Raw genomic sequence first — 14,390 nt, 5'->3', positions numbered from 1 at the left:
ACTGCGCCGCCCCAGGAGGAAGCCCCGGCCCAGAACCGGGCGACGGCGCTCGCCTGCCCCACCCCGTAGACCCCCGCACAGTCCCTGAAGCAGACACCGGCACCGAACACCCCCCCGGGGGCCCCGGGCGCCCCCCCCCGGACGGGAGCGGTCAGCCCGACGGGAGCGGTCAACCCGGCGGGAGCGGTGAGCGGTCGCACCCCCGGACGCAGCGGTGGCGGAGGGGCGATGTCGGAGGAGCGGTGGCGGAGGTCAGACCTCCACCGGCAGGCTCTCCAGTCCGCGGATCACGAGGCCCGGCTTGCGGACCGGCTCCCCGGCGAGCCGGAGACCGGGCGCCTTCGTCAGGAGCGCGCTCATGGACGCGGCCAGTTCGATCCGGGCCAGCGGAGCGCCGATGCAGTAGTGGATGCCCGCGCTGAAGGAGATGTGCGGGTTCTCCGCCCTGGCCAGGTCCAGCGTCTCCGGGTCCTCGAACACCGCGGCGTCACGGTTCGCGGAGCCGAAGAGCATCGCGATCTCCGCCCCCCGCGGCACCGTCGTACCGTCGATCTCGATGTCGTCCAGCACCCAGCGCTCGAACAACTGGAGCGGGGTGTCGTAACGCATCAGCTCCTCCACCGCCGTGGGGATCAGGGTGTGGTCCGCCCGCAGCCCCGCGAGCTGCTCCGGATGCCGGAACAGGGTCCACCAGCCGGTCACGGTGGCGTTGACCGTCGCCTCGTGCCCCGCGTTCAGCAGCAGCACGCAGGTGGAGATCATCTCCTGCTCGGTGAGCCGGTCGCCCTCGTCGTGGGCCGCGATGAGCCCCGAGATCAGATCGTCCCCGGGCTCCTTGCGGCGGGCCTCGATCAGCCCCCGCAGGTACTCGGTGAACTCGACCGACGCCCGCACCGCCCTGCCCGCCACGTCCTCCGGGGGATTCAGTTCGTACATCCCGCAGATGTCCGCCGACCAGGGCCGCAGCGGAGCCCGTTCGGACTCCGGGACACCCAGCATCTCCGCGATCACCGACACCGGCAGCGGCTCGGCCACGTCGGCCAGCAGATCCCCGCCGCCGGCCTCCACCAGCCGGCCGACCAGCTCGCCCGCCAGCCCCTCCACGTACGGCTTCAGCCGCTCGACCGTGCGGGGCGTGAACGCCTTCGACACCAGCCGCCGGATCCGCGTGTGGTCCGGCGGCTCCAGATCGAGCATCCCGTGATCGTTGAGCACATGGAACGGCTCGTGCTCCGGCGGCGGCGCCGTCCGCCCGAAGTCCTCGTGCGTGAACCGGTGCTGATACGTCCGGCCCAGCCGGCGGTCCCGCAGCAGTGCCGACACATCCGCGTGGTGCGGCACCAGCCACTGGTTCGTCGGCTCGTAGTAGTGCACCCGGCCCCGCGCGCGCAGTTCCTCGTACGCCGGGTACGGGTCCGCCACGAACGCCGGATCCCACGGGTCGAAGGCCCGCGTACTCTCCAAAGCTGCCATGAACGGACGCTAGCCCGGCCTGCCCCCCGCTGACCAGGGCCGACCCGGGCCGCGGGCGCAGGATGCCGTCATCTGGGGGTGACCAGCCGCGCCTCGTAAGCGAACACCGCCGCCTGTGTGCGGTCCCGCAGCCCCAGCTTCACCAGGATGCGGCTCACATGGGTCTTGATCGTCGACTCCGCGACGACGAGCCGTTCGGCGATCTCCGCGTTCGACAGCCCCTGCGCGATCAGCACCAGCACCTCCGTCTCCCGGTCGGTCAGCTCCCCGTACGCCCCGTGCGCCGTCGCCGGCAGCCTCGGCTCCTCCGCGAGCTTGGAGAACTCCGTGATCAGCCGCCTGGTGACCGAGGGGGCGAGCAGCGCCTCCCCGGCCGACACCACCCTCACCCCGTCGGCGAGCTGGCGGGCCGAGGCGTCCTTGAGCAGGAAGCCGGAGGCCCCCGCACGCAGCGCCTGGTACACGTACTCGTCGAGGTCGAACGTCGTCAGCACCAGCACCTTCGCGGCACCGTCCGCCGCGACGATCTCGCGGGTCGCGTCGATGCCGTTCATCTCCGGCATGCGGATGTCCATCAGCACGACGTCCGGCTGCAGTTCGCGAACCCGGTCGACCGCCTCCCGGCCGTTGACCGCCTCGCCGACCACCTCGATGTCCGGCATCGCGCCGAGCAGCACGGAGAAGCCCTCGCGGACCATCATCTGGTCGTCCGCGATCAGCACGCGGATCGCGCGACCCGTACCGCCCGTCATCCGTTCTGCTCCCCCGACGCCACCGGCAGGAACACCGCCACCTCGTATCCTCCGTCGTCCGTGGCGCCCGTCGTCATCTCGCCGTCCAGCATCGTGACCCGCTCGCGCATGCCGGTGATGCCGTGCCCCGCGCCGTGCGTGGACTTCTCCAGGGTCGTCACCGGCGCGGGGCCGTTGACTATGCGCAGGCCGAGCCCGCCGAGCACGTAGCCGATCTCGACGCGGGCGGAGGCGCCCGGCGCGTGCCGGAGGGTGTTGCTGAGAGCCTCCTGGACGATCCGGTACGCCGACAGTTCGACGCCCTGAGGAAGTTCGCGCACCGCGCCGGTGACCGCCTTCTCCACGGTCAGACCCGCTTCCCGCACATTGGCGAGGAGCCTGTCCAGATCGGCGAGGGTGGGCTGCGGCGCGTCCGGCGCCTCGTAGTCCTCGGCCCTGACCACGCCCAGCACCCGGCGCAGCTCGGTCAGCGCCGCCACCGCGTTCTCCCGGATCGTGACGAACGCCTGCTCCAGTTCCGGGGGCGGGTTCTCCACCCGGTAGGGCGCCGCCTCCGCCTGGATGGCGACCACCGACATGTGGTGGGCCACCACATCGTGCAGCTCGCGGGCGATCGTCGTGCGCTCTTCGAGCAGCGTGCGCCGGGACCGCTCGTGTGCCGTCTCCGACTGGTGGGCCGTCACCTCCTGTTCGGCCTCCCTGCGGATGTTCAGGACCGTGACGATCAGCAGGGCGAGCGCCGCGACGAAGAGGAGCGGGAACGTGTTGGCGCTGTAGTAGCCCCCGCCGAAGAACGTCTCGGCCATCAGGCTGTACGCGGCGGTCAGCAGCCACATCCACGCCGCGACGCGGGGCCGCGACCGCCGGGCGACCACCGTCAGCACGATGACATGCGCCAGGAAGCTGCCGGGGGGCCACGGCCAGTCGCTCCAGGCGCCGTCGAACACGGCGACGACCGGGACCGCGGCGATCGAGAGCCAGAAGGCGCCGACCGGGCGGACGAGGGTCGCCAGGACCGGGAGCAGGGCGAGGAGCCCGCACAGCAGGGCCCCGACCGGGCCGCCGCCCGGTCCGCCGGCGGAGGTGTAGCCCGCGGCCATGGCCAGCAGGCCGGCCGCGGCCACCGTCGCGTGCGGGGTCCAGGCGGCGTACCTGCGCAGGGTTCCGGAGAGGCGGCGGGTCACCGGACCGTCCGTGCGCATGCGGCGCAGCGGGCGGTAGGCGAAGGCGTCGTGGAACATGTCCTGCCGCAGTCCGCGCACGGCGTCCGCCGCGAGGCGGTACTCCGGGCTGCGGGGCTTGGCCCCGGCACCGCCGGGGGGCGGGGACGTCGTCTGCGTCTGGGTCGTCTCGGTCACGCTCAGAACGGTAGGCCCGGGCGGGGGGTGGGGTCGTCACCTGCGAGGAGGGTCCTTGCAGGTCCGTCTCAGGTACTACGGGTAGGGCCGGGGGCTCCAACGGGCAGGGCAGGGCCGGGGTGGGTCAGTAGCCCGTGGGACGGACCAGGCCCGTTTCATAGGCGAAGACCGCCGCCTGGGTGCGGTCACGCAGACCCAGTTTCACCAGGATGCGGCCGACGTGGGTCTTCACGGTCTGCTCGGCCACCACCAGGCGCTGGGCGATCTCGGCGTTGGAGAGGCCCTGGGCGATGTGGGCCAGGACCTCCGTCTCGCGTTCGGTGAGGTCGCCGACGCGTTGCTTGAGGGGTGCGCGCGGGGTGGCGCCGAGGCGGGAGAACTCCGCGATGAGGCGGCGGGTGATGCCTGGGGCGAGGAGGGCGTCGCCGGCCGCGACGACGCGGACCGCCTCCGCGAGCTGATCGGCCGAGGCGTCCTTGAGGAGGAAGCCGGACGCGCCGGCGCGCAGCGCCTCGTAGACGTATTCGTCGAGGTCGAAGGTGGTCAGCACCAGGACCTTGATGTGCGGGGTGTCCGTGGTGATGCGACGGGTCGCCTCGATGCCGCCGAGTTCGGGCATGCGGATGTCCATCAGGACGACATCCGGGTCGAGTTCGGCGACCTGGCGGACCGCGTCGAGTCCGTCGACCGCCTGGCCGATCACCTCGATGCCCGGGTGCGTGTCGAGCAGCACGGTGAATCCCTGGCGGACCATCTGCTGGTCGTCGGCGATCAGTACGCGGATGGTGCCGCTCACGGTCGTCATGACGTCTCTTCTCGTCGCGGGCCGGTCAAGGTGTCGTCGGTCCGGGCGGCTCCGTCGGCGGACGCGGCGCCGTTGCCCGGGAGGAAGGCCGCCACCGCGAACCCTCCGCACGACGTCTTCGAGGTCACGAGGGTGCCACCCAGCATCGCCACGCGCTCTCGCATACCGAGCAGTCCGTGCCCCGCGCCCGGGGAAGGCGGAGCGGGGTACTGGGGCCGCGAGTTGACGACCCTCACCTGGAGGCCCCTCGGGAAGTGCCAGAGCTCCACCTTGACCGCAGAACCCGGCGCGTGGCGAAGGGCGTTGCTCAGCGCCTCCTGGATGATCCGGTACGCCGACAGCTCCACGCCCGGAGCGAGCGGAAGCTGTTCGCCCGCGATCTCCGTGGTCACGTCCAGTCCCGCCGCGCGGGTGTTCTCGACCAGGGCGTCGAGACGGCTGAGCGTGGGCTGTGGGGCGTCCGGCGCGACGCCCGCCCCGGCACCGAGGCCGTACGGGTCCTCCGGGTTCTCCGAACGCAGCACGCCGAGCACTCGGCGCAGCTCGGTCAGCGCCTCCAGGGCGTTCTGCCTGATGCCCGCCAGGTTCTCCTTCAGTTCGTCGGTCGGATTCTCGACCAGGTGCGGGGCGACCTGTGCCTGAATGGAGATCACCGACATGTGGTGGGCGACCACATCATGGAGTTCGCGGGCGATGCGGCTGCGCTCCTCCAGGACCGTGCGGCGTGCGCGCTCCTCTTCGGTCAGCGAGGCCTGCTCGACCAGTTGGGTACGGGCCACGCGGCGACCGCGCAGCGCCGTGCCGAGGATGACGACCGCGGCGAAGACGACCATCGCCGACATTCCCGTCGCCTGATAGGGCGATCCGCCGAGCGGGACCGCCGGAGGGTTGGGCCCACTCCTCGTGGGTCCGCCCGCCAGACCCTGCAGGACGTAGGTCGCCAGAGCGGTCAGGGACAGCGCGCCGACGGCGACGCGCGTGGGCGACCGCAGGGCGAGCAGGAAGAGGACAACCGCCTGCGCCATGATCGCGGGTGTGCTCCAGGGCCAGTCCGGTCCCGACCGCGTTCCGGGTCCGGTGATGTCGGCGACCAGGCCGGCGCGAGCGACGACGGCCGCGATCACGGTGGCACCCAGCGACAGCCACCAGGCCGGTACGGGGCGCCACAGCGCGAGCGCGACGGCCGAGCCCAGCGCGAAGCCGCTGAGTGTGCCCAGCGGGAATCCCAGTCGGTAAGCGTTGCTCAACTCGTCCATGGCCGCCAGCCCGAGCCCGAGGGCGATCAAACACACCAGGACGTGCGGCAGTCGGTTCAGCCGGCGCGGCCGGGACAAGGGAGGTAGCGGCGCGACCGCCGACACCGCGAGTTCGGCCAAGATTCCCCGCAGGAACGGCAGCGGCAGGGAAGGGACCTGGGCGAGTGCCCGCAGGCGCGCGCCGCCACGGGGACCGCGGCCGACGGGCGAGACGGTCGGGTCGGAGGTCGGGGCGGAGATCGGGTCGGAGATCGGGGCAGAGGTCACGGTCGGGCTGGTGACGGGGTGCTCGGATCTGCGTGAGGGAGCGTCAGAGGGGTTAATCCGCTTGCCGATCGGGGGCCGGTGCTCCTCGCTGGTCACGCCGTCCACCCTAGGCACGAGGCGCCGCCTTGGGTGTGGCCCGGCCGGGGCCGCGGTGAACGCGGACGACCCGGGACGGGCCGCCGGTCGGCCGGCGGGGTCCCCGCTCGTGGACGCTGAAAGCGAACCAGCACAGAGTGAGAGCACAGCCGAAGACGGGCAGCCAGGCGACCCGCGCGGCCACCCAGACCAGGGAATCGGGGGTGGTGTGCAGGCCGGGAAGCCGGCCCGCGAGCAGACCGACAGCGGACACCGCCATCAGGGATGTTTGGTGCCAGAGGAATATCGTCATCGCGGAGAGGTTGGCGAAGGCGATGCCGGCCCAGACCGCCGGGCGCCGCGTCACCCGGCGCAGCGGCCCGCGCAGCAGCAGGGCGAGCCCGCACTGGGCCAGGCCGAAGGTGACCACGGCCAACGTGGGCGGGTCGAGGTTGGAGACCGCGGCCCCCGGTATGCCGACCATGGACGCCGGATATCCGGCCCCCAGCACCAGGGCGGCCGTCGCGAGCGCGCCACCGCCGAACAGCACCCAGCCCGCGCGCGGCCGCTCCAGCTCTCCGCGTGTCCAGGCCGCACCGAGGGCGTAGGGCACCAGCCAGCCGGCCGCGAGGTTCACCCAGCCGAGCCACGCCGGGCCGCCGAAGCCGAATCGGACGATGTCCACATGGAGAACGACGGCGAGCGGCCACAGCGGGTTCAGCCGGGTGAGCAGCGGCGTCGCCGCGGTCAGTCCGGCGAAGACGACCAGGAACCAGAGCGGGGACAGCGCCAGTTTCACCAGGGTGTGCACCGTGCGGAAGTCCGCGCCGGCCACCAGGAGGCAGCCGGTCGCCACCGCCCAGAGCGTCAGCACCGCCGCCACCGGCCTCAGAAGACGTCCCATGCGGGCGCGCAGCCACTGTCCGTACGTCGCGCCGCGGGCCCGTGCCGACGCGTGGCTCTTCGTCGCCACGTGGCCGCCCACCAGGAAGAACACGGCGAGCGTCTGAAAGGTCCAGGAGACCGGGGTCAGCCAGGGCATGTACCGCAACGGGCTTGCCGCGCGCAGCGCGCCGCCGTCCGCGACGAGCGCCGTCACCAGCCAGTGGCCCAGGACCACGCCCAGGATCGCGAGGGCGCGCAGGGCGTCCACGGCGCGGTCCCGCTCCACGGGGGTGGACCGGTCGATGCGGTGGATCGCGGTGCGTAAGCCGGTCAGCGCGGTCGTGCCGGTCGTGGCTTTCGGAACGGTCGTGCCGGTCAGGTCATGCACGGGTCACCTCCGAGGTGTCGCCGAGGACGATGCGAGTGAGGTTGGCCAGCGACTCGGAGCCGGGCGCGAAGTAGTCGCTGTGGCCGGCGGAGCCCGCCCTGAAGACCCGGGCGCCGAAGGACGGCGACACCGGGTCGGTACCGAAGCCGACGGTCGTGCCGAAGAGACCGAGGCTCGTGTGCGGTACGTGCGCGACCCAGTCGGCGGAGCCCCGGGCGGCCCAGACGCGTGCGGGGGTGTGCAGCGCGGCGGCCGAGGAGGCACCGGTGCCCGGACTGCCGAGGACGACGATGTCGCTCACATCCAGGCCCTGGGCGGCACGGCCGCAGACCACCGTGCCGTACGAGTGGCACAGCAGGGAGACGTGCGCCGACCGGCCTACGACTCCGCGCAGTCGGCCCAGGAACTCCCTCAGTCGCGGAGCCGCGTCCTCGGCACGGTCCGCCGTCAGGACCGTGGTACTCACGGTGCCCGGCGTCTCGTAGCCGAGCCAGGCCAGGACGGCACCGCGCGTGCCGAGCCGGTCGTGCAGGGCGCGGGCGCCGGCGCGGAAGCGGCCGTACGTCTCCAGCGTGGTGTCCGAGCCCGGGACCAGGACGGCCACGCGGTCGGCGTGGGCGAGATCGCCGAAGACCTCGACGGCACGGCCGGTACCCCGGCCGTCGAAGGCGAGGAAGTGGCGTGAGGGCGAGGCCATGGCCCGGTCCGCGGCGGCCCGGGTGCGGTCACCGTGGTCCGCGGCCATCCGCGCGGCCTCTGCGGCGTCCGCCCGGTTGGCCGCGTACACCTGACCCAGAGCCGACGCCGTCAGCGGTGCGAGGACCGCGGGTGTCGGCGCGGGGATCTCGGGGCGTGCGGCACCGGACACCGGGACGACGACGGCGGCCACGACCGTCACGGCGAGCAGCGCCCGCCGCAGCCGGCCCGCCAACGCGGCCCAGGACAGGTTCCTGGCCCGCACCGCCCGACGCGGGTTCCGCTCGCGTGCGGAAACCCGCACCTCCCGACGCGAACGCCGGTCCCGAGCCGCCCAACCCCGATGCCGGGCGCCCGACATCCGACGCAGACGCCGATCCATGGTGTCCGTCCCTCCCCGTCCGCCCGGTCGTCGGGCGCCGCTGGAAAGGAAATTACGGATCGTCACATGTCGTCCGCGTCCCGCTGGGGAACCCATCCGAGAGGTAGCTCTCAGGTACTACGGGTATGACCGGGGTTCGCGGGAGGGGGAATCAACTCCCCTTTTTCGCCAGGCTCTTGTAGCGGCTACCAGGCCAGTTGCGCGATCTCCTCCGCCACCACGGCGCAGGCGTCGGCGGCCGGATCGATCAGCGGGAAGTGACCGACGCCCTCCAGCAGCGTCAGACCCACCACCTCGCCGGCCTTGGCCGCCGCGTCCGCGTACGACTCGGCGACCGCCTGCGGGACGACGATGTCGGTGCGGCCCTGGACGAGTGTGGTGGCGATGCCGGTGGGGAGCAGGCGGACCGGGTCGGCGTAGGGCAGACGTTCCGCGAACGTGGTTTCCCCGCCGAGGAGTTGGCGGGAGGCGCCGCCGCACACGTCGAGTTTCTCCGCGACCTCGAAGTCGGCGATGGGAGCGAGGGCGACGACGCCGCGCAGCGGTGCGGGGCGCTCGATGTGCCAGGGCGCGTCGGCGGGCAGGAGATGGCGGGCCGCGGCCCACAGGGCCAGGTGACCGCCCGCCGAGTGGCCGGTGATCACGATGCGCCGGGGGTCGGCCTGGGGAAGTGCCTTGCGTACGAGGGCGGGCAGCGCGTCGAGTGCGGCCGCCACGTCGTCGAAGGTGTCGGGCCAGCGGCCGGCGACCGGGGCCCCGGTCGCGGTGTCGCCCGCCCCGGAGGAGGCCGCGTCGTCCCGCCCGGGGTCGGCGGGGCCGCCCTGCGCGGGGATCGCGGGCCCCTCGGCAGCGGGTGAACCCGCCTCTCCCCGGCGGTACTCGACGTTCGCCACGGCGAATCCGCGGCGCGTCAGGAAGTCCGCGAACGGGGTGATGTGGCGGCGGTCGTACGGGGCACGCCAGGCGCCGCCGTGCAGCACGACCACGAGAGGAGTGAGGACCTCCGGGTCGGTGTCGCGCGGGGCGTAGAAGTCGATCACCTGGTCCGGATGGTCGCCGTACGCCAGGGTGACGTCCGGGTCCACGGGCGGGTGCGAGAAGGCTGACGCCTCTTCGGCGGCGTCGCGCGCGATGGCGGCGTCGTCGCGGTCCCGGGGTGCGGCGTCGTCCTGCATGCTCCAACCTCTCAGCGGTGAAACGGATTTGGTGGGCGAGGGAACAATTCGGCCGTTTGCGGGGACGGTATCAGGCCGGTGACGTGCGTCGGCAGCGGGCTGTCACTCTCGGTCAAGGGGGGCTGTTCTCCTTTTCCGTAGCCCCCGGGCGAGCAGATATCCGGCGTACGGGTAGGGGCGGAGGGAATTTCGCCCCCTCCGCCCCTACCCGTCCCATGCCTGGGGCTCCGCCCCAGAACCCCGCTCCTCAAACGCCGGAGGGGCTGAAATTTCCCCAGCCGGGGCTGAAATTTCCCCGGCCGGGGCTGAAATCAGCCGAGCGTCTCCGCCAGGACCCTCGCCGCTCGTTCCGCGTCCGCGAAGCCGACGTACAGGGGGGTGAAGCCGAAGCGGAGGATGTCCGGGTGACGGAAGTCGCCGACCACTCCGTTGTCGATCAGGCGCTTCATCACCGCGCCCGCGTCCGCACAGCGCAGGGCCACCTGGCTGCCCCGTTCCGCGTGCGCGGAGGGGGTCACGGACTCGACACGGCCCTCGGGGACGTACGCCGCCACGCACTCCAGGAAGAAGTCGGTCAGGGCGAGCGACTTGGCGCGGACGCTCTCGATCGAGACGCCGTCCCACACCTCCAGCGCCGCTTCCAGGGCCAGCATCGACAGGATGTCCGGTGTGCCGACCCGTCCGCGCAGCGCGCCCGGCGCGGCCTCGTACGACGAACTCATCGCGAAGGGCTCGGCGTGCGAGTTCCAGCCGGGCAGCGGGGAGTCGAAGCGGTCCTGGAGACCGGCGCGGACGTAGAGGTACGCGGGCGAACCCGGGCCGCCGTTCAGGTACTTGTAGGTGCAGCCGACCGCCAGGTCCACCCCGTGCTCGTCGAGACCGACCGGCAGGGCGCCCGCGGTGTGGCACAGGTCCCAGACGGCGAGCGCGCCCGCCGCGTGGATCGCGGCGGTGAGGGAGGGCAGGTCGTAGCACCGGCCGGTGCGGTAGTCGACGTGGTTGAGCAGCACGGCCGCCGTGCGGGGGCCGAGCGCCGAGGACAGCTCGTCCGGGTCGACCGGACGCAGCTCACAGCCCGTCATACGGGCCGCCGACGCCGCGATGTACCCGTCCGTCGGGAACGTCGTCGCGTCGACGAGGATCTCGTCGCGCCCCTCGCCCGCCAGCCGTACGGCACCCACCAGGGCCTTGAAGACGTTCACGCTGGTCGAGTCGCCGACCACGATCTGACCGGGCGCGGCGCCGACCAGCGGGGCGATGCGGTCGCCGATCCGCTCGGGCGCGGTCCACCAGCCGCTCTCCTCCCAGGAGCGGATGCGCAGTTCGCCCCACTGCCTGCGGACGACGTCCTCGACCCGGCCGGGTACCTCGGCCGGCAGCGCGCCGAGCGAGTTCCCGTCCAGGTACACCACGTCGTCGAGCACGAACCGCTTGCGCAGTCCGGCGAGTTCGTCGGCGGAATCCAGCTCGGCCGCCCGCGCGGCGAGCGCGGACACGTGGGCTCGCTCAGACATAGGACCTCGCTGTCCACAGCTCGGGGAACACGTTCTTCTGCGCGCGCTTCTCCAGCCAGGCCACTCCGGCGCTGCCGCCGGTGCCGGTCTTCGACCCCATCGCCCGCCGGGTCGCGACGAGGTGGTCGTTGCGCCAGCGCCACACCAGCTCGGCGACATCGGTCAGCGCCTCGCCGAGACGGGCGAGCTCGTCGGTGTCGTCACCGGCGTACAGGGCCGTCCACGCGGCCTGCACCTCGGCCACGGGCTCGTAGCGCAGCGACACGTCACGCTCCAGCACCGAGGCCGGGATCGCGTGGCCGCGCCGCGCGAGGAGCCGCAGCACCTCGTCGTACAGGCTCGGCTCGTGCAGTGCCTTCTCCAGCTCGGCGTACACACGCGGCGCGCCCCGGTGCGGGACGAGCATCGACGCGGACTTCTCGCCGAGCAGGAACTCCATGCGCCGGTACATCGCCGACTGGAAGCCGGAACCCTCGCCGAGGGCCGAGCGGTAGGAGTTGAACTGCGCGGGCGTGAGCTGTCCGAGCGGACGCCAGGACGCGTTGAGCGCCTCCAGCTCACGCACGGACCGCTTCAGCGCGGCCACCGCGACGGGGATGTCGTCCGCGCGCAGCGCCTTGGCCGCGGTCTCCCACTCGTGGACGATGACCGTGAACCACAGCTCCATGACCTGGGTCGTCACCAGGAAGACCATCTCTCCGGGGTCGTCGGAGAGGGTGTGCTGGAGGTGGGTGAGCACGTCCGCCTGTACGTAGTCCTCGTACGGGGTCGTGCCCTGGAAGTCGAGATGCGGGGTCTCGGGCTCCTGAGCCTGCGGGGGCTGAGCCTGGTGGGACATCGCTGTCTCCTGAGATGTGCTCCGGGTAGCGGTCCGCCCCTGCCGTTACCGACACGGGGGCCCCGGTCCCCACCGGGCATCCTCCACAATCGTCCCCCGAAACCGCAAGGTCCGCCTGGTCACACCAGGCGGACCGTGCCGGAGCGCCCCGCGAACAGGGCTCCCCGTCGATGCCGGTCTAGCCGAGCGTCTGGGCCGCCGCCGGCGAGGAGTCCTTCAGGAACTGGCTGCAGCGCTCGTACTCCTCCTGCTCGCCGATCGCCTGCGCGGCGCGGGCGAGGGCGTGCAGGGCACGCAGGAAGCCGCGGTTCGGCTCGTGCTCCCAGGGCACCGGGCCGTGGCCCTTCCAGCCGTTGCGGCGCAGCGAGTCCAGGCCGCGGTGGTAGCCGGTACGGGCGTAGGCGTACGACTCGACGACGCTGCCCCGCTCGAACGCGTCGTCGGCGAGCTGCGCCCAGGCGAGCGAGGAGGTGGGGTATTTCGCGGCGACGTCGGTGGGGGCCGTGCCGTTCGCGAGGAGCTCGCGCGGCTCCGGGTCGTCGGGCAGACGGGTCGGGGGCGGTCCCCCGAGGAGGTTCTCGTGAATCGTCATGGGTTCCAGTCTGCTGCATTGCCGGTGATCGGTAACGCCTGCCCACGGCAGCCGGGGAACGATCCCTTCCGGAGTGAGACCACGGCCGGCACCTGCCGAACGTGTTCACGCCAACCGGAGAAATCGTCCTGCGTACGTCGACCGCCGACCGCCAGCCGCTGATCGCCGACCCTGATCGCTGATCGCCGACCGGATCGACAGCACCGGCACGGTCACACGGTCACGAAGCCGGACCAGCGCCGGAAGGCTCGGTCCCGGGGGAGCCGGGGGAGCCGGGGGAGCCGCCGCCCCCGAGGACGCCCCGGGAGCGCTCCGGCTCCAGCGGGGGCGTGGTCAGGGAACCGTGCCTGCGGCACTCGGGGCGCAGGCAGCCGGGCGGCGGACGGCGCACGGTCGTGAAGGCCAGCACCGCGCCGACCACCAGCACGCCCGCGCACAGCGGCATCGCCCGGCGGAACGCCGCGTCGAAGGCGTCCGCCGAGCGGTACGCCTCCGGCCCCATCCCGGTGAGCAGCGGCAGCGCGGCCACGGCGACGAGCCCGGCCGCGCGGGCGGCCGCGTTGTTGATCCCGCTGGCCAGACCCGCCCGCCCGGTGTCCACCGAGGCCAGGACGGTCGCGGTCAGCGGCGCCACCAGGGTCACCATGCCCAGGCCCAGCACCAGCAGCGCGGGCAGCACGTCGGCCCCGTACGACGCGTCCTTGCCGACCCGCAGCATCAGCAGCATGCCCGTCGCGCACAGCAGCGGCCCGACCGTCAGCGGGATACGCGGACCGATGCGCTGGGAGAGTTCGCCGGAGCGGGCGGAGAAGAGGAGCATCAGGACCGTGGTCGGCAGGAGTGCCGTGCCGGCCTGGAGCGCCGAGTAGCCCGCCACGACCTGGAGCTGGAGCGCGGTCAGGAAGAAGAAGCCGCCGAACGCCGCGTAGACGCACAGGGTCACCAGGTTGACGGCCGTGAACTGGCGCGAGGCGAAGATGTCGAGCGGCATCATCGGATCGGGCCGCCGCCGCTCGACGTACACGAAGGCCACCCCCGCCGCGACGCCCGCGACCGCCGCGACCGGCACCAGGACGGAACCGCCCGGGGCCTCGATCAGGGCGTATGTCACCAGGGCGAGCGAGAGCGCGCCGAGGACGGCGCCGAGGACGTCGAAGCGGCGGTGGGCAGGCACTCCCCCGCTTCCGGCCCCGCTCGGGCGGGCGGTGTCCCCGGCGGCCTCCGTCGGGCGGGCGGTGTCCCCGGCGGACTCGGGCACGTGGCGCAGGGCGACCGGGACGCACACCAGCGCGACGGGGATGTTCAGCAGGAACACCCAGCGCCAGCCCGGCCCGTCCACCAGCCAGCCGCCCATAAACGGCCCGACGGCGGCCCCCACGCCCCCGAAGCCCGACCACAGGCCGATGGCACGGGACCGGTCGTCCGGATGGAAGGAGGCCTGGATGATCGCCAGCGAACCGGGGGTGAGCAGCGCCCCGCCGACACCCTGGAGGACGCGGGCCGCGATGAGCACGCCCACGTTCGGCGCGAGCCCGCACAGCAGTGAGGCGGCGGCGAACCACACCACGCCGAGGACGAAGATCTTCCGGCGCCCGAACCGGTCCCCGAGCGAACCGCCCAGCAGGATCAGCGCGGCCAGCGAGAGCATGTAGCCGTTCACGGTCCACTGGAGGGCGGCGAGGCTCGCGTCCAGGTCACGGCCGATGGTCGGCAGGGCGACATTGACGACGGTCGAGTCCAGCAGGGCCATGCCGGAGCCGAGGACGGTGGTCAGCAGGATCCATTTCCCCGTCGGGGAGGCGATCCGTACCGCGGGTCCGCCGTCCGCGGGTCTGCCGTCCGATGCGTCGCGCGCAGGCACAGCCATACCTCGGAGCATACGGAAAGGCCCGGCACCATGGCAGGTGCCGGGCCTTTCCCCGGGGACGATCAGC

Annotated in this window: 12 protein-coding genes; all 12 read right to left on the bottom strand. The window is 72.7% G+C overall.

Going from position 1 to position 14,390, the window contains the following annotated elements; translation table 11 throughout:
• Window positions 1–252: 252 nt before the first annotated feature.
• Window positions 253–1,473 (bottom strand): cytochrome P450, encoded by a 1,221-nt coding sequence (locus ACFXGX_RS16305; RefSeq protein ID WP_384790711.1) that lies wholly within the window; start codon window positions 1,471–1,473, stop codon window positions 253–255.
• Between the two features lie 68 nt (window positions 1,474–1,541).
• Entirely contained in the window at window positions 1,542–2,225 is a 684-nt protein-coding gene (locus ACFXGX_RS16300; RefSeq protein ID WP_355759295.1) for a response regulator transcription factor, read from the bottom strand.
• A complete protein-coding gene (locus tag ACFXGX_RS16295) occupies window positions 2,222–3,583 on the bottom strand; it encodes a sensor histidine kinase (protein WP_384790707.1) in 1,362 nt (453 codons plus the stop codon). The genes ACFXGX_RS16300 and ACFXGX_RS16295 overlap by 4 nt, the downstream gene beginning before the upstream one ends.
• Before the next feature lie 124 nt (window positions 3,584–3,707).
• Window positions 3,708–4,388: a response regulator gene (locus ACFXGX_RS16290; protein WP_384790704.1), complete on the bottom strand. Its 681-nt coding sequence runs from the start codon at window positions 4,386–4,388 to the stop codon at window positions 3,708–3,710.
• Window positions 4,385–5,749, bottom strand: coding sequence for a histidine kinase (locus ACFXGX_RS16285; protein ID WP_384790729.1), 1,365 nt, complete (start codon window positions 5,747–5,749; stop codon window positions 4,385–4,387). Before ACFXGX_RS16285 ends, ACFXGX_RS16290 begins: the two co-directional genes overlap by 4 nt.
• A gap of 268 nt (window positions 5,750–6,017) precedes the next feature.
• On the bottom strand, window positions 6,018–7,250 hold the full coding sequence (locus ACFXGX_RS16280) for an acyltransferase (RefSeq protein WP_384790726.1): 1,233 nt from the start codon (window positions 7,248–7,250) through the stop codon (window positions 6,018–6,020).
• Between the two features lies 1 nt (window position 7,251).
• Window positions 7,252–8,259, bottom strand: coding sequence for an alpha/beta hydrolase (locus ACFXGX_RS16275; protein ID WP_384790701.1), 1,008 nt, complete (start codon window positions 8,257–8,259; stop codon window positions 7,252–7,254).
• A gap of 263 nt (window positions 8,260–8,522) precedes the next feature.
• Entirely contained in the window at window positions 8,523–9,512 is a 990-nt protein-coding gene (locus ACFXGX_RS16270; RefSeq protein ID WP_384790698.1) for an alpha/beta hydrolase family protein, read from the bottom strand.
• 311 nt (window positions 9,513–9,823) lie between these two features.
• Window positions 9,824–11,026 (bottom strand): kynureninase, encoded by a 1,203-nt coding sequence (gene kynU, locus ACFXGX_RS16265; RefSeq protein ID WP_384790695.1) that lies wholly within the window; start codon window positions 11,024–11,026, stop codon window positions 9,824–9,826.
• The gene (locus ACFXGX_RS16260; protein WP_384790692.1) at window positions 11,019–11,864 is read right to left on the bottom strand and encodes a tryptophan 2,3-dioxygenase family protein; all 846 of its coding nucleotides are present in this window, start codon (window positions 11,862–11,864) and stop codon (window positions 11,019–11,021) included. Before ACFXGX_RS16260 ends, kynU begins: the two co-directional genes overlap by 8 nt.
• 178 nt (window positions 11,865–12,042) lie before the next feature.
• Window positions 12,043–12,456 carry a DUF3151 domain-containing protein gene (locus tag ACFXGX_RS16255; protein ID WP_355768376.1) on the bottom strand — a complete coding sequence of 138 codons (414 nt, stop codon included), beginning with the start codon at window positions 12,454–12,456 and terminating at the stop codon, window positions 12,043–12,045.
• Between the two features lie 220 nt (window positions 12,457–12,676).
• A complete protein-coding gene (locus ACFXGX_RS16250) occupies window positions 12,677–14,323 on the bottom strand; it encodes an MFS transporter (protein ID WP_384790689.1) in 1,647 nt (548 codons plus the stop codon).
• Window positions 14,324–14,390: the final 67 nt, after the last annotated feature.

This window comes from Streptomyces sp. NPDC059371 (genome assembly GCF_042751995.1).
Classification (GTDB): Bacteria; Actinomycetota; Actinomycetes; order Streptomycetales; family Streptomycetaceae; genus Streptomyces.
This window is presented reverse-complemented; position numbering and strand designations above follow the sequence as displayed.

Coding starts and splice junctions, on each gene's coding strand:
- ACFXGX_RS16305 (WP_384790711.1), bottom strand. CDS start 1,473: ATGGCAGCTTTGGAGAGTACGCGGGCCTTCGACCCGTGGGATCCGGCG.
- ACFXGX_RS16300 (WP_355759295.1), bottom strand. CDS start 2,225: ATGACGGGCGGTACGGGTCGCGCGATCCGCGTGCTGATCGCGGACGAC.
- ACFXGX_RS16290 (WP_384790704.1), bottom strand. CDS start 4,388: ATGACGACCGTGAGCGGCACCATCCGCGTACTGATCGCCGACGACCAG.
- ACFXGX_RS16270 (WP_384790698.1), bottom strand. CDS start 9,512: ATGCAGGACGACGCCGCACCCCGGGACCGCGACGACGCCGCCATCGCG.
- kynU (WP_384790695.1), bottom strand. CDS start 11,026: ATGTCTGAGCGAGCCCACGTGTCCGCGCTCGCCGCGCGGGCGGCCGAG.
- ACFXGX_RS16260 (WP_384790692.1), bottom strand. CDS start 11,864: ATGTCCCACCAGGCTCAGCCCCCGCAGGCTCAGGAGCCCGAGACCCCG.
- ACFXGX_RS16255 (WP_355768376.1), bottom strand. CDS start 12,456: ATGACGATTCACGAGAACCTCCTCGGGGGACCGCCCCCGACCCGTCTG.
- ACFXGX_RS16250 (WP_384790689.1), bottom strand. CDS start 14,323: ATGGCTGTGCCTGCGCGCGACGCATCGGACGGCAGACCCGCGGACGGC.